Below are 18484 nucleotides of genomic sequence, written 5' to 3' on the forward strand. Positions count from 1 at the left end.
CAATCGTTGATCGACATTCATTCATGTTTAAATGTTGATAAACTGGCAAATAACTCAGATGAACCAAAACTTTCCAACAAACGCTCATAGGTTTCACGGCTTTCACCACGCAAATAAGGTCCTTCCAAAAACACCATTTGACGCAAAGCTTGCCACATCCATTTTTCATCCAAATGATTAGAATTACTCAAATGTCCTGACATATATAAGAAATTTGTCCAATTGGTCAGCACGATCCAAATATTGATAATCAAGGCTTCAATCTCTGATGCCGTCATTTGCATTAGACCTGCATCAACAAAAGCATGATAAATTTTTTGCCCTTGTTGCATCACTTTCCCTGCAAAACGTGGATAAACTTTTCTAAAGTCACAGTTATTTTCAATCAAATGATAAACATCACGATGTAAAAAGCGATATTCCCACAACTGACTACTCAAAACCTGAAAATAGCGAATTTTATCATTCGCATTGACTGCTCGGTCATCTGGCAAAGCCAGCATTTCTAAAGTCTCTTTTTGATAACGTTCCATCAACTCTTTGATGATTTCTTGCTTGTTGCGAAAGTGATAATACAAATTGCCCGGACTAATCCCAAGCTCAGCAGCAATATGGTTTGTCGTGATTGAACGCTCGCCACGTTCGTTGAACAATTGTAGGCTGATTTGCAAAATTCGATCTTTGGTTTTTACCGTTTTGGAGTGCGACATCCTGATCCCATATTTCAGCGTTAGCTTAAGCTAACATATAAAGTGACTTGACTAATTAGAGCTTTTACTCTAAAAATTATCATAAATCAGCTCCTATCTAACGGTGTTCGAGATGAACAGTCAAACAAAAACAAATCCAATGACTTCTTATTCCTCTGAAGTTCAACATTTACATGATACGCTTGCACAACAACAACAAGCATATCAACGTTATCCCGTTCCAACTGCAAAAGAACGTATTGAGCGTTTGGCTCGCTTAAAAAAAGTGTTACTAAAATATCAAGATCAAATTGCAGAAGCAATCAATCAAGATTATGGCAACCGATCTATCACTGAAACTAAAATCGGTGAATTGGTGACCTGTTTAGAACAGATCAAATATTATAGTAAAAATTTAACTACATGGATGAAGCCATCAAAACGTCATGTTGGCATCATGCATCAACCCTCTAAAGCATGGGTACAGTACCAACCGCTTGGCGTGATTGGTATTATTACACCATGGAATTACCCATTACTACTTTCAATAGGTCCTTTGATCTGTGCTTTAGCCGCAGGCAACCATGCCATGATCAAAATCTCAAGTTCATCTATGCATTTTGGTTATGTTTTAGAAAATGCTTTAGCAGAAGCATTTCCACGTGAACTCGTTGCCGTCATTACTGGAGGTGGTGTAATCTCAGATGCATTTAGCCACCTAGCTTTTGATAAAATCATTTTCACAGGTTCAACCAATGTCGGTAAAACTGTGATGGCAGCAGCTTCAGAGAATTTAGTTCCTGTGATTTTAGAGTTGGGTGGTAAGTCCCCTGCTATTGTGCATCCGTCTACTGAAATGAAAGATGTCGCACAACGTTTAGCATTTGGTAAGTTATGGAATGCAGGACAAACTTGTGTTGCACCAGACCATTTATTCTTACCGAAAGGCAAAACGGCTGAGTTTGTGGATCAGTTCAAAAAAATTGTCAGCAGTATGTATCCAACACTTGCCAACAACCAAGACTACACCTCGATGATTAATGATAAGCAATATAGACGTGTGCAAGGCTATCTAGAAGACGCTAAAGCACAAGGTGCAGAACTGATTGAAATTAATCCTAAAAATGAGGATCTAACCTCAGTACGTAAAATTGCACCAACCTTAGTTACAGAGGTAACCACTGACATGGATATCATGAAAAATGAAATCTTTGGACCAGTATTACCGATCATGGAATATGATCAAATTGATGATGTCATCGACTTTATTAATAGCCGTCCACGCCCACTTGCATTATACTATTTCGACTTTGACGATGCACGAGCACAATATGTGGCGCAGCGTACCCATTCAGGGCATTTCGGTCAAAATGCATTATTAACCCATGTTGCACAAGATGATCTGCCATTTGGTGGTGTTGGTGCATCAGGTATGGGTAAATATCACGGCCCAGAAGGTTTCTTCAATTTGTCACATGAACGTTCTATGATGTCGATGCCTAAACTATTTAGCATAAAATTCATCCTACCGCCATTTGGTGGCGCTGTTCATAAAATTTTAGAGAAAACTTTTATCCGTTAACTGATCAAGGCATGATCTATCGTCAAAGATCATGCAGTGTTTTCACCGATTCCGCTTGTCTTTTAAGCGGAATTTTGGTATAAAACGCCCCTTGAAAGAATTCAATCCGTTTTATTTTGACTGGCCATACAGATTTGCTGTTGGCTAAATCAATGGAGTTACACCATGTCTAAGGTTTGCCAAGTTACCGGCAAGCGTCCAGTCGTTGGTAACAACGTCTCACACGCCAACAACAAAACTAAACGCCGGTTCGAGCCGAACCTGCACCACCACCGTTTCTGGTTAGAAAGCGAAAAACGTTTTGTACGTCTTCGTCTAACCACTAAAGGTATGCGTATTATCGACAAATTGGGTATCGAAAAGGTTGTTGCTGACCTACGTGCTCAAGGTCAAAAGATCTAAGGAGTCTGAACCATGCGTGATAAAATTCGCCTAGTCTCTACTGCTGGTACAGGTTATTTCTATACCACAACTAAGAACAAACGTACTATGCCGGAAAAAATGGAAATCAAAAAATTTGATCCAAAAATCCGTCAACATGTCGTATTCAAAGAAGCTAAAATTAAATAATTTTAGTTTTTTAAAAAACACGACCCTTTTGGGTCGTTTTTTTTGCCTTTTTTTTATGCACATGGTTAAAATCCTCCAAGTTTTTTCTTTTGGCACTCTTTGTGCTTAGTTTGCGCATTGAGTTGTCTAATAAATTTCTCCACCTTTTAAGGAGTGTTGAGTGCCACATGATGTAGATTTGATTATTTTACTTGCAGTTGGTTTTGGTATTGCCCTTATTTTTGGTTATATCGCTGCTCGTTTGCGTTTACCTCCATTGATCGGCTATTTGATTGCCGGAATTATTATTAGTCCAAATACACCAGGTGTGGTGGGAGATATTGCCCTTGCCAATCAGCTTGCGGAACTGGGGGTGATGTTCCTGATGTTTGGTGTAGGTATGCACTTTTCACTCAATGATCTGATGCAAGTGCGACGTATTGCGCTACCTGGGGCTATTTTACAAATTACTGTTGCCACGATTCTAGGCATGATTGTATCGCACTTCTGGGGTTGGAGTTGGGGTTCTGCACTGGTTTTTGGTTTAAGTCTGTCCTGTGCCAGTACCGTGGTTTTGCTTAAAGCTTTAGGTGACAAAGGTTTACTCAACTCAGTCAATGGCAAAATTGCAGTGGGTTGGCTTTTGGTTGAAGACCTCGTGATGGTCTTGGTCTTAGTTTTATTACCTGCTACGGCTGTACTGTTAGGCGGGCATGCACTTGAGGGGCATGCTTCTGATGAGAACATTTGGCTGACTTTAGGGATTACATTACTTAAGGTTTCGGGCTTTATTGCTTTTATGCTGATTGTCGGTAAACGTCTGGTGCCAATGATCATGCAATATGTCGCTCGTTTGGGCTCTAGAGAGCTTTTTACCCTAACTGTAGTCGCTGCTGCAGTTTCCATTGCGTATGGCTCTTATGCGATCTTTGGCGTTTCTATGGCACTCGGTGCATTCTTTGCAGGCATGGTCGTCAAAGAGTCTGACTTTAGCCACCGTGCTGAAGAGGAAACCCTACCACTTCGAGAAATATTTTCGATTTTGTTCTTTGTCTCTGTAGGCATGTTGTTTGACCCACGTATCCTGATTGAGCAACCGTTACATATTTTAGCCGTGATCGCTATTATCATGATTGGTAAAACCATTGCGGCAATGGGATTGGTTTTATTCTTCCGCTATCCCCTCAACACAGCATTAACTGTGGGCGCAAGTTTGGCGCAAATTGGGGAATTCTCATTTATTCTTGCGACCTTAGGCTTATCACTTGGTCTACTGACACCTGAAGCACAAAACTTAATTTTAGCAGGGGCTTTATTTTCCATCACACTCAACTCTTTCTTGTTTTCAGCGATTGAGCCTGTACAAAACTGGATTCGTGAACGTTCACATTTGGCACGTATGCTCGAACGCAGTGGTGATCCTTTGGCAATGCTACCTGATGAAGTCGATCAAGATTATTTGCGTGATCAAGTGGTCATTGTAGGTCATGGTGAGGTTGGCGGTAGAATTACCAAAACGTTGATGCGTGAAGGCATTAAAGTGGTCATCGCAGAAGAAAATCGTGAAATTGTCGAGAACCTACGTGAGAAAGGTATTGCTGCGGTTTCAGGTCATGCCACTGAACCAGGGGTTTTAATCCAAGCACATATTCAACATGCACGACTTTTGGTGCTTTCACCGATGGATATTTTAGATATTCATAAAATCGTTGATACAGCAAAGTTATTAAATCCGCAAATTCAAGTTTTGGTATGTGCGGAGAGTAAAGAAGAAGCTGACGTGATTCGCCAAGACAATATTGGCGAGGTGTATTATGCCAAAGAAGAAATGGCGAAAAACATGAGCAATTATATTTTGAATCAGATTGAAATTGCACATCATCATGCACCAACCCATTGATTCACAGGGTATTTCAAACAGATGATCAGATATGCTAGTCTGTTTGTTTTAAGTAAAGTCATTGTTGAAGAAGCACTATAAGTCACGACTTCATAAAATGAATTTTCAATTAAAAACCTAAATCAATGTATTGAAAAATATAAATAAGGGGACAATATGTTTGTATTTTATTTGGGGCTACTTATTTTGGTGATCGCCTCTGTTGGCTTTCTTATCGCAGCATTTAAAGAAAGTATTTTATGGGGTTTAGGCTGTTTATTGCTTTCCCCTGTTTCTTTGATTTTTTTGATCCTACATTGGCATCAAGCTAAAAATCCATTTTTTCTACAATTGATTGGCTTAGCCATCATGTTTGTGGGTAGCTACTTTTTTGCACCGCAGCAGTCTTTGCCAACCTATTAAAATTCAAAACCTTAAACATAAAAAACGCACTTTCAAGTGCGTTTTTATTTGAAAATAAATAACAATCAATTAGCTAAAATATTTTGGCTGCTCATCAACGACTTCTGCTTGTAATTGATTCATCTGATTTTCCATCAATGCGTACAATGCAGCTTGAATCATATGCTGAGCAATCACAGGGGTTTGTTCACCAAGCAAAGCTTTCACTTGTTCATTAAACTGAATAGTGACCAAGGGTTCTTTTTCTGAACCTGCATTACGTAGCGCCAACTCTCCACCTTCGAGTTGAACTAACTCTAAAATTGCTTCTTGATTCCCAAACAACTCTTTTAACTGTTCAATAGACATATCAATCATCCTCCATGCTCAACATGGGGCAAAATACTGTATGTACTTTGCATCGTGTAGATATTGTTATATTGTCATTCAAATGATAAATTTCAAGTGGATTCAAGTAAAAACATCAGAACTCCACCATTTCATTGCGAAAGCCATCTATCAATTGGGTTAAATCACGGTGCCATTCTCTTAAAATCTTGCTATCAGGCAACCATGCTTGTGGGGTTTGTGTCACTTTGATAATTAAATTTGATGATGTTTCATCTTCTGGTTCAGGTGCACTCGGCTCAGGTGCATACTGACATGAGCGATATGCACGTTTAAGCTCTGCAATAAACCCAATTTTCGCAAGCTGTTGCATAACGACAACTTCTGGAGACACTTGTCCTTTTGCAGCCATGTGTTCTTCAATGGATTTTAATGTTGGTGCAAAGTCATTGAGGCGATAGTAGCGTACCAACTCCTGCAAAAATGCCAAAATAGCCCCATGTAAATGAAAAACTGCTGCTTCACGCTGTGCCTGTGCTTGTTGTACATTTTCAGACTGCTCTGCTTGCATACAAGAGAGTCGAGCAAAATACAATTTTTGATTGGTGCGGTCTGCATGAAAGCGAGCAACTCGGGACATGATGTTATTTCCTAGATTTTGGCAGCATTGACCTGACTAAGATAAACTTTCTTGTCAGAAAATCACAATAATATTTATAAATGATCAATGTCAATAAAATAGATTTTACGCTTTGCAGGCACACCCAAAGGCTGTGTAATGGGGCGAACATTACTGATCACCCAAGCAAAATAGCCTTCCGCCCAATCGCTCGCACACGCTGCAGCACATTCATCCTCTCGCCAAGGATGAACTGATTCAATATCAACAATGGCAACCGCTTTTCCCATTTCTTCTGTATATTCAGCGCTTAAAAGTTGAGTATTTTCAACAATGACTAAATCTTTGAGGGGTAATTGTTCGGGTATCCAAGAACGTATTTCTAAAGTTTTTAAGCCTTGCGCAATCTTCGATCCACTCGGTACAACGATGGATAATGCAGGATATTTTTTCTTCATATATTCTCAATTCAGCATTTTCAAACATAAAAAAGGAGCCATTTCAGCTCCTCCTTTACTCAACATATTTAAGCTTGTGGCTTTTCTTCCGCAGCTTTGACACGAATACCTGCACCTTTCACTTTTAGGGTATTCAAGCCTTTGATCGCCTTGATCGCTTCACGTGGATTTGGCATTTCGATAAAACCAAAACCTTTAGACTTTTTGGTTTCAGCATCCATCACCACAACCGCAGACTCAACTGTGCCATAAGGTTTAAACAATTCAAGTAATTCTGCCTCAGTCACAGAACGCTCTAAATTACGCACTAAAATTTTCATGATCAAACCTTTAATATCTTCGCTATAGTTTAATCCAGATCAATCCCAAAATCTAAATTAATCGCTTTTCGTTCAATCAACGCACTTTTCACGGTTTGCTCTCGCTGTCGATAATGCGTTTCTGTGCTACATAAATTGCGTGTTAAATCATTGAGAAAATAGCTTTCCACCTTGCGCCCTTTTTCATCGGTTTGGGTGTGTGCCCAAAAACTTAAATTTTGTTTGGTTAATATCAGCTCATTTTGCGCACGTGTGAGCGCCACATAGAGCACACGGCGTTCTTCCTCAACTTCATCAAAATCACCTTGCGCTCGTGCGTGTGGATATTGCCCTGCGGAAACATTTGCCACATAACACACCTTTTGTTCAGTGCCTTTGGCAGAGTGAATGGTAATCAACGTCACCACATCATCTTGCGACTGACGTTCTATTTCCGAAACAGACACAGGATCAAGCACATATTCTTCTAAAAACTCACTGAGTTGAGAATGTTTAGATGCAAGCTGCTTCACTAGATCAAAATCACCAACCCGTTTATGCCAATCTTTCTTGGCATAATTTTCTTCAAGTTGATTGAGAATGGCTTCCACACCTAATTTTACACAGGCTTCCACTTCAGTTTTGAGCACCAACATTTGCTTCATTATTAGCAAAGTATTGTCAGGAATACGTCCAAACTTTTCTAATTTTTCAAATAATTTATCTAGGTCAGATTCGAGTAAAAGTTGCTGTGCCAGCTTACTTGCACCGACATCACCGACACCATTCCACAAAGTTAAAAAGCGCATCCACGCGATATCATCCATCGGATTGGCGATCACACGGAGTAAACTCAGTAAGTCTTTCACATGTGCTGTTTCAAGCAGTTTCATCCCACCGATGAAGCGATAGGGTACATTGGCTTGAATAAATGCAGCTTCGATATGTCGTGCCGCAAAAGCGGAACGCACCAAAACCATGTGATCATTCCATGCAGCAGCTTCAAGTAAATGACGCTCTTTGATATCAATCGCAATCCATTTCGCTTCATCAAACTCATTGGGAAAAACATGCATTTTAGGTTTTATGCCATCACCGCGATAGGCTTCTAATTTTTTATCGTAATGAATTTCGCTTTGATCGAGCAACCAATTAGACAGATCTAAAATTTCTTGGGTAGAACGATAATTTTTTTCCAGTTTGAAAATTTCTGCATCAGGCACTCGATCTTTGAAATGATGAATATTTTCAAAATCTGCACCACGAAATCCATAAATCGACTGTGCATCATCGCCAACACAGAACAATGAAGTTTTGTCTTTCAGTGGTTCGAGTATCGCCCATTGCAAAGGATTAGTGTCTTGCATCTCATCAACCAGCATGTGTTGACACAGCCCAGCGACATAATCGGTTAAACCCTCTGACTGCGCCAAACCCGAAGCAACCACAGCTAAAATGTCATCATAATCAAGAAAATGACGCGCCCTTTTGCGTGTCTCATACTCTTTCATGATTTCTGCAATTTGATCTTTATATTCTAAAAATTCGGGCAATTGCTTTTCTAAAGCCAAACTGAGTTTTTGACGGGTATTTCGAGCAAATGAATAGAGATCACAAAGCTGTTGTGGCTTGGGTAAGGCGTTTGGATTTTTCTTATCATCTTTGCCTCGAATTAAGCGGAACAACATCAACTGATCATCACGATCAATAATTGAAAATTGTTCTAATCCAAAGGCTTTTGGCACACGGCGCAAGAGGTACATACAAAAAGTATGAAATGTTGAAGCCCGTAAGCCTTTGGCTTGATCACCTAAAGCGAGTTCCACACGTGCCACAATTTCACTCGCAGAACGTCGAGTAAAAGTCAGAATTTGGATTTGATTGGCAGGCACACCTTGATCTATCAGATAAGCTGCACGTGCCACGATGGTTTTGGTTTTGCCACACCCTGCCCCTGCAAGTACTAAACTGTGTTTTTTTTCAGTTGTAGCTGCTTGTTTTTGTTGAGGGTTTAATTCATTGATCAGGTTGGCTAAACTCATGTTTACTCATCGTGTTGTGGATGGAGGTAGTTTAGCAGAGCTATGGCGGAATTATGTCTTTTAAGCTTAGAATCAAATCATAAAATGACGTTCAAATAGAAAACTTAAAATGAAGAAAAATACCGTTTACCAAATTTTTAATCTTGATACCGAAATGTGTGGCAGTTATCAACTCATTCGACCAAAAGGTTTTGATAAAGAAAAGGGACTTAAATTCAATCCTTATCAAGCAGGATAAATTAGGCTATGAAAATTATGTCGTGATGTATCCGCATGATGACTTTGATATTTATCCAAGTTTTGACCTGATTCGCTTTGATAAAATGAGCTGTTTAATTCGACTTTATTCCTTACGTTTTGGCGAAAGTTATATTCTTGATCATCCATTTGATTATGCAGATGCAATTCACCTCATTAGCCGTTTTGGTAATGAATGTTTTGAAGTTGCAGTGAAATTATTAATCAAAAAATATGGCGAAAAGCCTGATTATTATTGGGATGATGAATAAACACACTTATGACAGCATCATAAAATTGTGCTGAATCAGGATCCTTCAAAATATTATTGATAAACCCGTATCGTTTTACTGTCCAATACTTCATACTTTAAGCCCAATTTTTTCGTTGTTACATCAAGGTAAACCAAAAAGTTTTGATCACGCAAGTTGATAGGAAAGCTTTGTGTAGTATCTATATCTTTATCAATAAGAACTTTAATGCCTTTTGCATGCTGAATGAGGTTGGCTACAGTTCCAATTGAATTTTCTTTAAAGCGAAAAGACGTCAGTTTCCCTTGTTTTAAATAATCTTTCACTTCACTTGTCACATCAGCGTGAACAAAACTAAAGCTTTGTATGCTTAACAATACAATTACCATTATAATTTTTTTCATATTTTTATCTCAAAATAATTATTTCAATAGTTTAACAACATTTTCACATGTCCTTTCCAAATTTTTCTCACCATTTTTCAAAGCTGTTTGCAGATCACAAACCCTATCCACAATACCAAAAATCGCAGTAAAACCTTCATCATACAGCTCGTCAATACCCTCACCAACATTACCTGCAAAAGCAATCACAGGTTTATTGAAACGCTTCGCAACTTGCGCCACGCCAAATGGGGTTTTACCAAACTTGGTCTGAAAATCAACTCCACCCTCACCTGTAAAAACATAATCCGCTTGAGCAATTTTTTCAGCAAGTTGGGTTTCTTCAATCACGATTTCCACACCTGCACGAATCGTTGCTCCAGCAAAAGCCATCAGCCCAAAACCCAAACCACCTGCTGCCCCCGCACCGCTAATACTCTGTTTTTCTATATTTAAAGTTGCTTCAACCAAATCAGCAAAATGTTTTAAGTTTTGATCTAAGACTTTCACCATTTCGGGGCTTGCCCCTTTCTGTGGTGCAAAGACATAGGACGCACCATTTTCACCACACAAAGGATTATTCACATCACTCGCAATAATAATCTCTGTCTGCTTTAGACGCGTATCTAGTTCAGAAAGATCAATATTCTTTATTTGATGCAACTGACCACCGCCTAATGCAACAACTTGACCACACTTATCCAAAAACTTAGCCCCTAATGCTTGCGCCATACCTGCACCTGCGTCATTGGTGACACTACCCCCCAAACCAATGATGATTTTAGAAACTCCCAAATCTAAAGCAGCTTTAATCATTTCTCCTGTGCCATAAGTTAAGGTTAGTAAGGGATTTCGTTGTGATTTTTCAAGTAAATGAATCCCATTGGCAAGTGCCATTTCAATCACTGCTGTTTGATCATTTTGGATCAAACCAAAATAGCTTTTTACTTTTTGCTCAATGAATGGTCCTGAAACTTCAATTGCAACTTTTCGCCCATTTCGTGCAGAAACTAAAGCATCGACAGTGCCTTCACCACCATCCGCCATCGGTACACGGATACTCTTTGCATTCGGAATAACTTTTTCAATACCACGTTGCATCGCCAAACAAGCTTGTTCAGCAGTCATGCTTTCTTTAAATGAATCGGGAGCAAGCACAAAAATTTTAGACATAAGAAAGCTTCAAATATGTACAATGTCAAAAAACAACATACCTATTTTTAGTAAATAGATAAACTTATAAATGATTTCCAAAACCAAACAAGTGATAAATATGCAACGTGTCAATTTAGGAAAAACCGCACCTGAACTTTATAAAACGGTGCTCGAACTTGAAAAGTTGTCCATGCAAAAAGTGAAACAAGCAGGTTTAGAGATTGGCTTTTCCCATTTACTTAAACTCAGAGCATCGCAAATTAACCAATGTGCTTTTTGTGTGCGAATGCATACCCAAGATGCCATAAAAGCAGGTGAAAATATAGATCGCATTGCGCTCATCAGTGCTTGGCGTGAAAGTCAGTATTTTTCAGAAAAGGAACGTGCTGCATTGATTTTAATTGAAGAAATCACTTTGATTGCCCAACAGCATTTTCCTGATGAAGCTTATGCAGCTGCGAAAAAAGTGTTGAATGATGATGAAATTACTGCAATTGAATGGATTGCGATTGTGATTAATACGTGGAATCGTATTGCAATTTCAAGTCAGTACTCAGTGATGCCTTGACTGACTTCCGTTTTATGAGGCGGAATAAAATAAAAATGCCCAATACATGGACTGGGCATTATTTTCTTTTAAATCATCAATGACTTACTGGTGGAATTTTCTTAATCGCAGCTGCAAAAGTGAGGTAATTCACCCCTTGAAATAAAATATCTACTGCCAAGAACAAACCTAATACCCAAAATGGCGAGTCAGGTGAAGCCAAAATAATCGCACCTGTTGCCAAAGTTAAAAGACCTGAAAACAAAGTCCATCCCCACCCAGACATCGGTTTTAGCATAAAGGCATTAAAAATACGGATAAAGCCACCAATTAACAAAGCAATTGCTAATAAACTAGTCAATACAACTGCCGTAGTGATCGGTGATTTAAACGCATAATATCCAGCAATTAAATACAAAATCCCAAACAATGCCCATAGCCAACGAAAACCACCATCAAAGATTTTAAAAGCAGCAATGAGGTGTAAAACTCCCCCAATCATCATTAACACACCGAATAGAGCAACCACAGTTAAAGTCGCCATACCCAATGAAGCCAATAAAACCAACCCAAAAATCACCAACACTGCACCAAGTAAAAGATACCACTTACGATTTTCATGCAGTTGATGGCGAACTAAATCATTTCCCACAGTACGCATAATTCTTCTCAAGTTTGTTTTACATCACTTTGATTGTTAGTCTAATTTGGTTTTTTGTCTGTATAGAATATGCATCCGAGATGTGGATAAATTCAACTTTATCCACAGTTTTACCAAAAAAATAATTTATTTAATCCAACCAATTTCTTGTGCTGTTAAATCACTCAGCATGGTATCTTGCAAATTATCTGGGACTTTGCTTTTCGTAGCAGAAATGGGGACGTACCCTCCCATAATTTCTGCATATTGTTGAGGATACAACGGTTTTTGTTCAGGATGCGCATAACCCAATGGAAAAATAGGCTGACCTGTCATCAAGTCATATTTATCTTTTGCACCAAAGGTATGTAGCAACTCATGCACTAAAACGACTTTGTTTTGTTCACTTTGCTTTTTTGAGGCAAATAAATTGACTATACCAATTCTGCCTCGCTCTAAAGCAGTGGAATGTTTTACTTGATTGGTGAGTTTGGGATCATAATAATTGAGATATAACGTTAGCGCAGGTGCGCCATCGCCATTTTTATGTTGCTTCCAAGCATAATAGCGAAATTTTAAACTCCATAAAATATTGTCCAATGCTCCGCCATTTTCAGGTACTTTAGGTGGCAATTGTTCTAATTTTCTGCCTAATTGAAAATAAAACTGAATCGGCTGTCCTCGAAAGTTTTTCGATTGTTCTTCTAGATATTGTTTGGGTTCATCTAAATCATCAATTGAAAGTTGCTGAATGTACTTATCTGTAGCAGTTTGCCCATCTGCATTGATTGGATGGAGTAATACTATAATCGGTTTTGTCCAATCTTGGTTCATATCTCGCCAAGCATTTACAGCCACCACAAGTAAAATCGCCAATAAAATAATGACTCGAATATTTTTCCACATAAAATTTCTACTTAATATTTATCGTATTTTATGGCATTAATCTAATAATTCTAGCAGATTTCACTTCACCCTCTTGTTTGGTTTCAATCCAACCATTATGTATCGTTTCTATGGCTTCTTCATAATTCCTAATATTTAAATCTGATTTTTTCAACGCTTGAATGATATCTTTAAAACTCGCCCAATTATCTTGAGATACATTTTCGCTGATAGCCTTTTGTACCAGTTTAATAAAAGTACTAAAGCTCGCTTTTCTTAGATACATTTGGCTACCTTGCATTTTTGTTTCAAAGATACCTAATTCTTTAATTAATCCTGATAATTTTGAATGCCCATAATCCCGTGTATCAAAATCAGGTTTAACCGTACTCAGATATGTCCCAATAGAACCTAAATATGCCCACCCACTGTCGTCAGAATTGTCCTTAACCGCTTTGTAAATCAGATTTAATGTTGCCTTATCAACTTGTTGCTTAATTTTTTCTCGTTCTATTGTAGATGTTTTTAACGAATTCTCGCTCACTTTAGTATCAGTATTTTGTTTTTCTTCTTTTTCATCAATATGTAAATTCTCTACGGAAATAAATTTATCACATGCTTTTTTAAAAGAATCAGGTGTTTGTTTACGCCCAAAACCATACACAGTTAAACCACTTTCTCTTATTCTTGAAGCTAAAGGTGTAAAATCACTATCACTAGAAACGATACAAAATCCATCTAATGCACCGCCATATAATAAGTCCATTGCATCTATGATCAAAATCATATCTGTTGCATCTTTACCACTGGTATAAGCAAACTGCTGAACAGGAGTAATTGCATGAGGAAGTAGCACTTCTCGCCATTTTTTTAGCGTTTCACTGCTCCAATCGCCATATACCCTTTTAACACTTGCAATTCCATATTTTGCAACTTCTTCTAAAACGGATGAAATTGAATGCACAGACGAATTATCCGCATCAATTAAAACTGCTAATTTATGAACTTTATTTTCCATTATTTCCCCAAAAAACTTTCATTTTATACATACACATCATTCAAAAATTAGAATATTATTTTATTTCCAACCACTTTTCAGGCGCATGTTCAACAAAATTATCCCACACAAAATCATATAGTTTTCTTTGATTTAAAAATATCACCAATGCTTTCGCTTCATCAACAAGATTTTCATCTCACTCTCCTTTTTGGAAAGTAAAATACTGGATACAATAATGGAATGAGTTGGATTTCTCTAAGTTTTTTATTTTTAAACTTTAAATATAAAAAATGCTAACCGAAGTTAGCATTTTGAGATGAATAAAAGCTTAAGCCTCAACCCATTTTCCATCTTTATACAGCAACGACCACTTGGTCTGTTTGCCTTCTGCCGTTTCAGAACCAATATATTGTGATTGATTTTTACGACTAAACTTCACCAAAGTTGGATTGCCTTCAGGATCGACATCAGGTGCTTGTAAAATAAACTGATATTTCGGGTCGATTTGATCTGCGACTGTGCGTAATTCTGCCACTTTTGGCGCACGCGTTTCACGAATTTTCGGAAACTTACTGGCTGCCAAGAACAGACCTGCAGCACCATCACGCAAGACAAAATAATCGTCATGTTTGGTAGAGCGTAAATGTTCCATTTTAATCGGATCAACACGTGGCGGCGCAGGTTGCCCGTTTTTCAATACTTTGCGGGTATTGTCACAGCTCATACATGCAAAATAAGGACCGAAACGACCTGTTTTCAACTGCATCTCACCATCACATTTGTCACATGGAATGGTTGGACCATCATAACCTTTGATTTTGAACTCGCCTTCTTCAAGCTCATAACCGTTACAGTCAGGGTTATTACCACAAATATGGAGTTTGCGACCACCATCAATCACATAGCTGTCCATCGCTGTACCGCAGATCGGACAACGTTTTTTCGACATTAGATCTGCTGTTTCCGCGCCATCATCATCAGACAATGCAGCGAGCGACTCGACAGGTGTTAAGTTTAATGTACCTTTACAGCGTTCCTTTGGTGGCAAGTTATAGCCTGAACATCCTAAGAATACACCTGTTGTTCCTGTACGGATCTGCATAGGACGAGTACATTCTGGACAATGTACAGCCTCAACTTCCACAGGTAAGTTACGGCGCATACCGCTTTCACCTTGAGCAGTGGTTAAACGTTTTTTAAAGTCACCATAGAAACTGTCGAGTAACTCTTTCCAATTGCGTTCACCATCTGCAACTTTATCGAGCTGACCTTCTAAATCTGCTGTGAAGGCATAATTCATCAAATTATTAAAGCTTTCGTCCAAACGATCTGTGACGATTTCACCCATTTTTTCAGCATAAAGGCGGCGATTATCCAGTTTGACATATCCACGATCTTGAATCGTTGAAATAATCGCAGCATAGGTCGATGGACGACCAATGCCTTTTTTCTCTAACTCTTTGACCAATGATGCTTCGGTAAAACGTGCAGGCGGTTTGGTAAAATGTTGTGATGGATCAAGTTTTTCTAACTTAAGCACTTCACCGACTTTTACCGCAGGCAGTAAAACATCATCATCCGATTTGTTTTGACCACGCACTTTGGTGAAACCATCAAATACTAAGGTACGACCTTTCGCTTTAAGCTCTACACCATTGGCATCGATCAAAATTGTGGATGATAAATATTCCGCAGGGGTCATCTGACATGCGACAAATTGACGCCAAATCAAATCATATAAACGCTGTGCATCACGTTCCGCACCCACCAATTGATCACCTTTCAGTGCCACATTGGATGGACGAATCGCCTCATGCGCTTCTTGTGCGCCCGCTTTATTACCATAACGATTGGCTTTTGCAGGAAGATATTTATCGCCATACTCAGTCTGAATATGGTTACGTACCATGCTGACCGCATCATCACTTAGGAATGTTGAGTCAGTACGCATATAAGTAATATAGCCCGCTTCATACAAACGCTGTGCCAACATCATGGTTTTCTTCACAGAAAAACCTAAACGTGTACTGGCTGCTTGTTGTAAAGTTGACGTGATATACGGTGCGCTAGGGTTAACCTTAGTCGGTTTATCTTCACGGGTTGCAACTTTATATTCAGCATCATTTAAAATTTTTAATAAAGCATCAGTTTGCGCTTTATTTTGTAATTTTAAAGTTTTACCACCTTGCTTCACTGCTTCTAAGCGAATGTTATCTTTTTTAGATTTGGTATCTGCGAAAACTTGCCAATATTCTTCAGGAACAAATGCACGAATTTCACGTTCACGTTCTACCACAAGCTTCACTGCAACGGATTGCACACGCCCTGCGGATAAACCACGCGCAATTTTTTCCCAGAGTAACGGCGATACCATAAAGCCCACTACACGGTCGAGAAAACGACGTGCTTGTTGGGCATTCACTCGGTTCAAATCAAGACGTGTTGGCTGTTTAAAAGCATCTTGAATGGCATTTTTTGTGATTTCGTTAAATACCACACGATGGTAACGATTTTCATCCCCACCAATCACTTCTCTTAAATGCCAAGCAATCGCTTCCCCTTCTCTATCCAAGTCCGTTGCGAGATAGATTTCGTCAGCATCTTTTGCAAGTTTTTTCAGTTCAGCAACGACATTTTCTTTGCCTGGAAGTACTTCATAATGTGCCTTCCAATCATGCTCTGGATCAACGCCCATACGATTAACCAGTGCAGTTTGTGCTTTTTCAGCTTTTTGTGCATCGGTCAGTTTAGTGCGTGTCACAGATTTTTTTTCTGTCGTTTTACTTGAGCCACCTGTAGGCAAATCACGTACGTGACCGACCGATGACTTTACGATGTAATCTGAACCTAAATATTTATTGATGGTTTTCGCTTTTGCAGGCGACTCCACAATCACTAAGGCACGCTTCTTGCCTGCATTGGGAGTGTCTGCAGTTGTGCTTTTGGTTGTGGACCGAGGAGCTTTCGCCATAATGAACCGTTTATCCTATTCTTTTTAAGTTAAATTTCAGCCAAAGAAAGTAAATATGCTTTCATATCTTCTAATTGTGTTGCTCGAAGGTCTGATTCTTCATCCCAATAGAGTCCTACACAGTTAGCTTGCATATCAATAGCATAAATCCCTTTTAATGCAATGGGAAAATCATTAAATTTCGCATCACCCTGAAGTAATTTCAATTTTTGATCTTCTACGCGAGCGCGCATCAAAGGCAAGCGAGCTTCTGGAATTAACACACTATAATATGCCACCATACTGGCACGACTTTCTGTTGCCATTGGGACTTTTGTCCAATCAGGCGCTGCCACCAAACGTGGATGCAATCCCATTTTTCGGGCTTTTTCTCGCATCATACCCAGTGCTTTTTCTCTTGGGCTTACACGCAAACCAAAAATTGAGCCCATGACAAAAACAATAACAATGACTGCTATCCAAAGACCTGTGTGTTCCATAATTCACCTTTTTATTCCTATATTAGATTTGCATAAGCTGAATATAAAACGCAAGTTTGTTTGATAAATTAATTCGCAAATAAAATTGGACTATATGAAATTTGTTTTTTACTATTCACCTGAATAAGCTCATATTTCTTTAATAAATATAAACTTTCTTCTATTAATGTTTCATCTAAACATTTTTTTAAAATCGTCGTAAAACCGCTTAATGTTTTTGGATAAGGTTTATTCTGTGAATTAAAATAAGTCACGAGTTTAAATTGAATTTCAGTTAATCTTTGTTCTAATACTTCAAAATCAGCAGTTTCAGCAGTTTCAGCAGTTTCAGCAGTTTCAGCAGTTTCAGCAGTTTCAGCAGTTTCAGCAGTTTCAGCAGTTTCAGCAGTTTCAGCAGTTTCAGCAGTTTCAGCAGTTTCAGCAGAAAAATCCTGCACTAATTTCCCTATAATATTTTGAAAATACTGTACTTTATTTTCATTAATTTTAATGACTTTTAATTTTTTTAGCTCTTCAATCACTGCTTTTGCAATATCCTCCTCAATTTTTAAATTTGCCTTCAAAGAGTTAATTAATGACTCTACTTTTGCAGGTTTAGAAAAATTCGATTTGGTCAAATTTTCACAATATTGATAAAGCATTTTATTTAGATTGAATTCAGATTTAATTTCTTGTATCTGTTGATATGCAATCAATGGCTTTTCATGGATAATTTTCACATCAAATTGTGCCAATTTAAGCAAATCAACAACATATTCCATTGAATGATCATTTGACATGACGTCAAAACAATACTCTTTTGCTTGCATTTGAACGGATAATTGTCCTGCAATAAACGCTAAACCAAAGTCAGCAGCATCTTTGCCTAATTTAGGCATTTTTAAAATTTTTAATTTTCCATTCATCACAAATGGCGCAAGTTTTACCAATCCATCTAAACTAAAATTCACGGGTGATTTTGCATAAACAAGATAGATTAATTGATATTGAGATAAATATTTAAGTAGTTCTTTTTCGGTTTTATGTAAATTCTCAATATCAAGTAATAAGATTTTTTTCATGCGTCCCC

22 protein-coding genes are annotated in these 18484 nt (G+C 38.3%); 8 read left to right on the top strand and 14 right to left on the bottom strand.

Translation table 11 applies throughout. The annotated features are described in order from the left end of the window. Positions 1-17: 17 nt before the first annotated feature. Positions 18-710 (bottom strand): TetR/AcrR family transcriptional regulator, encoded by a 693-nt coding sequence (locus tag DJ533_RS16535; RefSeq protein WP_065993437.1) that lies wholly within the window; start codon positions 708-710, stop codon positions 18-20. Between the two features lie 112 nt (positions 711-822). On the opposite strand from DJ533_RS16535, the gene DJ533_RS16540 reads away from it, so the two are divergent. The 5 genes from DJ533_RS16540 to DJ533_RS16560 all read left to right on the top strand — a co-directional run bounded on the left by DJ533_RS16540 (position 823) and on the right by DJ533_RS16560 (position 5122). Next, complete coding sequence (locus DJ533_RS16540) at positions 823-2271, top strand: coniferyl aldehyde dehydrogenase (RefSeq protein WP_065993436.1); 1449 nt, start codon at positions 823-825, stop codon at positions 2269-2271. Positions 2272-2436: 165 nt separating this feature from the next. Then, entirely contained in the window at positions 2437-2673 is a 237-nt protein-coding gene (rpmB, locus tag DJ533_RS16545) for a 50S ribosomal protein L28 (RefSeq protein ID WP_000048256.1), read from the top strand. A 12-nt stretch (positions 2674-2685) separates the two neighbouring features. Further along, the gene (gene rpmG / locus DJ533_RS16550) at positions 2686-2841 is read left to right on the top strand and encodes a 50S ribosomal protein L33 (protein WP_004976146.1); all 156 of its coding nucleotides are present in this window, start codon (positions 2686-2688) and stop codon (positions 2839-2841) included. Positions 2842-3001: 160 nt separating this feature from the next. After that, entirely contained in the window at positions 3002-4720 is a 1719-nt protein-coding gene (locus DJ533_RS16555) for a cation:proton antiporter (RefSeq protein WP_065993435.1), read from the top strand. A 156-nt stretch (positions 4721-4876) separates the two neighbouring features. Next, positions 4877-5122 (top strand): hypothetical protein, encoded by a 246-nt coding sequence (locus DJ533_RS16560; RefSeq protein ID WP_065993434.1) that lies wholly within the window; start codon positions 4877-4879, stop codon positions 5120-5122. 69 nt (positions 5123-5191) lie between these two features. On the opposite strand, the gene DJ533_RS16565 is transcribed toward DJ533_RS16560, so the two are convergent. The 5 genes from DJ533_RS16565 to DJ533_RS16585 form a co-directional block, all read right to left on the bottom strand. After that, positions 5192-5470 carry a hypothetical protein gene (locus tag DJ533_RS16565; RefSeq protein ID WP_065993556.1) on the bottom strand — a complete coding sequence of 93 codons (279 nt, stop codon included), beginning with the start codon at positions 5468-5470 and terminating at the stop codon, positions 5192-5194. A gap of 115 nt (positions 5471-5585) precedes the next feature. Beyond that, on the bottom strand, positions 5586-6089 hold the full coding sequence (locus DJ533_RS16570; RefSeq protein WP_065993433.1) for a DUF6586 family protein: 504 nt from the start codon (positions 6087-6089) through the stop codon (positions 5586-5588). A gap of 74 nt (positions 6090-6163) precedes the next feature. After that, on the bottom strand, positions 6164-6526 hold the full coding sequence (locus DJ533_RS16575; protein ID WP_065993432.1) for an ASCH domain-containing protein: 363 nt from the start codon (positions 6524-6526) through the stop codon (positions 6164-6166). A 68-nt stretch (positions 6527-6594) separates the two neighbouring features. Continuing rightward, a complete protein-coding gene (locus tag DJ533_RS16580; RefSeq protein WP_065993431.1) occupies positions 6595-6846 on the bottom strand; it encodes an RNA recognition motif domain-containing protein in 252 nt (83 codons plus the stop codon). 29 nt (positions 6847-6875) lie between these two features. Beyond that, positions 6876-8867 carry an ATP-dependent helicase gene (locus DJ533_RS16585; RefSeq protein WP_065993430.1) on the bottom strand — a complete coding sequence of 664 codons (1992 nt, stop codon included), beginning with the start codon at positions 8865-8867 and terminating at the stop codon, positions 6876-6878. Positions 8868-8976: 109 nt separating this feature from the next. Here DJ533_RS16585 and DJ533_RS19070 point away from each other — a divergent pair, with 109 nt between their 5' ends. Beyond that, positions 8977-9105: a hypothetical protein gene (locus DJ533_RS19070; RefSeq protein ID WP_267285735.1), complete on the top strand. Its 129-nt coding sequence runs from the start codon at positions 8977-8979 to the stop codon at positions 9103-9105. Between the two features lie 22 nt (positions 9106-9127). Then, complete coding sequence (locus tag DJ533_RS16590) at positions 9128-9376, top strand: hypothetical protein (protein ID WP_148245844.1); 249 nt, start codon at positions 9128-9130, stop codon at positions 9374-9376. 53 nt (positions 9377-9429) lie between these two features. Here the strand turns inward: DJ533_RS16590 and DJ533_RS16595 are convergent, their stop codons facing one another. Next, a complete protein-coding gene (locus tag DJ533_RS16595; protein ID WP_065993428.1) occupies positions 9430-9759 on the bottom strand; it encodes a hypothetical protein in 330 nt (109 codons plus the stop codon). A gap of 18 nt (positions 9760-9777) precedes the next feature. Then, the gene (locus DJ533_RS16600) at positions 9778-10911 is read right to left on the bottom strand and encodes a glycerate kinase family protein (protein WP_065993427.1); all 1134 of its coding nucleotides are present in this window, start codon (positions 10909-10911) and stop codon (positions 9778-9780) included. 100 nt (positions 10912-11011) lie between these two features. Here DJ533_RS16600 and DJ533_RS16605 point away from each other — a divergent pair, with 100 nt between their 5' ends. Further along, positions 11012-11461: a carboxymuconolactone decarboxylase family protein gene (locus DJ533_RS16605; protein ID WP_065993555.1), complete on the top strand. Its 450-nt coding sequence runs from the start codon at positions 11012-11014 to the stop codon at positions 11459-11461. A gap of 76 nt (positions 11462-11537) precedes the next feature. Here DJ533_RS16605 and DJ533_RS16610 read toward each other — a convergent pair whose 3' ends face one another. The 6 genes from DJ533_RS16610 to DJ533_RS18810 all read right to left on the bottom strand — a co-directional run bounded on the left by DJ533_RS16610 (position 11538) and on the right by DJ533_RS18810 (position 18476). Next, complete coding sequence (locus DJ533_RS16610) at positions 11538-12101, bottom strand: HdeD family acid-resistance protein (RefSeq protein WP_065993426.1); 564 nt, start codon at positions 12099-12101, stop codon at positions 11538-11540. A 126-nt stretch (positions 12102-12227) separates the two neighbouring features. Further along, positions 12228-12986: a hypothetical protein gene (locus DJ533_RS16615; protein WP_065993425.1), complete on the bottom strand. Its 759-nt coding sequence runs from the start codon at positions 12984-12986 to the stop codon at positions 12228-12230. 28 nt (positions 12987-13014) lie between these two features. Then, on the bottom strand, positions 13015-13983 hold the full coding sequence (locus DJ533_RS16620; protein ID WP_065993424.1) for an NYN domain-containing protein: 969 nt from the start codon (positions 13981-13983) through the stop codon (positions 13015-13017). A 310-nt stretch (positions 13984-14293) separates the two neighbouring features. Next, positions 14294-16936, bottom strand: coding sequence for a type I DNA topoisomerase (topA, locus tag DJ533_RS16625; protein ID WP_065993423.1), 2643 nt, complete (start codon positions 16934-16936; stop codon positions 14294-14296). A gap of 29 nt (positions 16937-16965) precedes the next feature. Further along, positions 16966-17415 (bottom strand): hypothetical protein, encoded by a 450-nt coding sequence (locus DJ533_RS16630; protein ID WP_065993422.1) that lies wholly within the window; start codon positions 17413-17415, stop codon positions 16966-16968. Between the two features lie 68 nt (positions 17416-17483). Continuing rightward, on the bottom strand, positions 17484-18476 hold the full coding sequence (locus tag DJ533_RS18810) for a PIN domain-containing protein (RefSeq protein ID WP_215900542.1): 993 nt from the start codon (positions 18474-18476) through the stop codon (positions 17484-17486). Between the last annotated feature and the right edge of the window lie 8 nt (positions 18477-18484).

The sequence above is a fragment of the Acinetobacter defluvii genome (assembly GCF_001704615.3).
Taxonomy (GTDB): Bacteria; Pseudomonadota; Gammaproteobacteria; order Pseudomonadales; family Moraxellaceae; genus Acinetobacter; species Acinetobacter defluvii.

Excerpts from the sequence above, each read along its gene's own strand:
- DJ533_RS16535 (WP_065993437.1), bottom strand. The coding sequence starts at position 710 with ATGTCGCACTCCAAAACGGTAAAAACCAAAGATCGAATTTTGCAAATC.
- DJ533_RS16540 (WP_065993436.1), top strand. The coding sequence starts at position 823 with ATGAACAGTCAAACAAAAACAAATCCAATGACTTCTTATTCCTCTGAA.
- rpmB (WP_000048256.1), top strand. The coding sequence starts at position 2,437 with ATGTCTAAGGTTTGCCAAGTTACCGGCAAGCGTCCAGTCGTTGGTAAC.
- rpmG (WP_004976146.1), top strand. The coding sequence starts at position 2,686 with ATGCGTGATAAAATTCGCCTAGTCTCTACTGCTGGTACAGGTTATTTC.
- DJ533_RS16560 (WP_065993434.1), top strand. The coding sequence starts at position 4,877 with ATGTTTGTATTTTATTTGGGGCTACTTATTTTGGTGATCGCCTCTGTT.
- DJ533_RS16565 (WP_065993556.1), bottom strand. The coding sequence starts at position 5,470 with ATGTCTATTGAACAGTTAAAAGAGTTGTTTGGGAATCAAGAAGCAATT.
- DJ533_RS16570 (WP_065993433.1), bottom strand. The coding sequence starts at position 6,089 with ATGTCCCGAGTTGCTCGCTTTCATGCAGACCGCACCAATCAAAAATTG.
- DJ533_RS16575 (WP_065993432.1), bottom strand. The coding sequence starts at position 6,526 with ATGAAGAAAAAATATCCTGCATTATCCATCGTTGTACCGAGTGGATCG.
- DJ533_RS16580 (WP_065993431.1), bottom strand. The coding sequence starts at position 6,846 with ATGAAAATTTTAGTGCGTAATTTAGAGCGTTCTGTGACTGAGGCAGAA.
- DJ533_RS16585 (WP_065993430.1), bottom strand. The coding sequence starts at position 8,867 with ATGAGTTTAGCCAACCTGATCAATGAATTAAACCCTCAACAAAAACAA.
- DJ533_RS19070 (WP_267285735.1), top strand. The coding sequence starts at position 8,977 with ATGAAGAAAAATACCGTTTACCAAATTTTTAATCTTGATACCGAAATG.
- DJ533_RS16595 (WP_065993428.1), bottom strand. The coding sequence starts at position 9,759 with ATGAAAAAAATTATAATGGTAATTGTATTGTTAAGCATACAAAGCTTT.
- DJ533_RS16600 (WP_065993427.1), bottom strand. The coding sequence starts at position 10,911 with ATGTCTAAAATTTTTGTGCTTGCTCCCGATTCATTTAAAGAAAGCATG.
- DJ533_RS16605 (WP_065993555.1), top strand. The coding sequence starts at position 11,012 with ATGCAACGTGTCAATTTAGGAAAAACCGCACCTGAACTTTATAAAACG.
- DJ533_RS16610 (WP_065993426.1), bottom strand. The coding sequence starts at position 12,101 with ATGCGTACTGTGGGAAATGATTTAGTTCGCCATCAACTGCATGAAAAT.
- DJ533_RS16615 (WP_065993425.1), bottom strand. The coding sequence starts at position 12,986 with ATGTGGAAAAATATTCGAGTCATTATTTTATTGGCGATTTTACTTGTG.
- DJ533_RS16620 (WP_065993424.1), bottom strand. The coding sequence starts at position 13,983 with ATGGAAAATAAAGTTCATAAATTAGCAGTTTTAATTGATGCGGATAAT.
- topA (WP_065993423.1), bottom strand. The coding sequence starts at position 16,936 with ATGGCGAAAGCTCCTCGGTCCACAACCAAAAGCACAACTGCAGACACT.
- DJ533_RS16630 (WP_065993422.1), bottom strand. The coding sequence starts at position 17,415 with ATGGAACACACAGGTCTTTGGATAGCAGTCATTGTTATTGTTTTTGTC.
- DJ533_RS18810 (WP_215900542.1), bottom strand. The coding sequence starts at position 18,476 with ATGAAAAAAATCTTATTACTTGATATTGAGAATTTACATAAAACCGAA.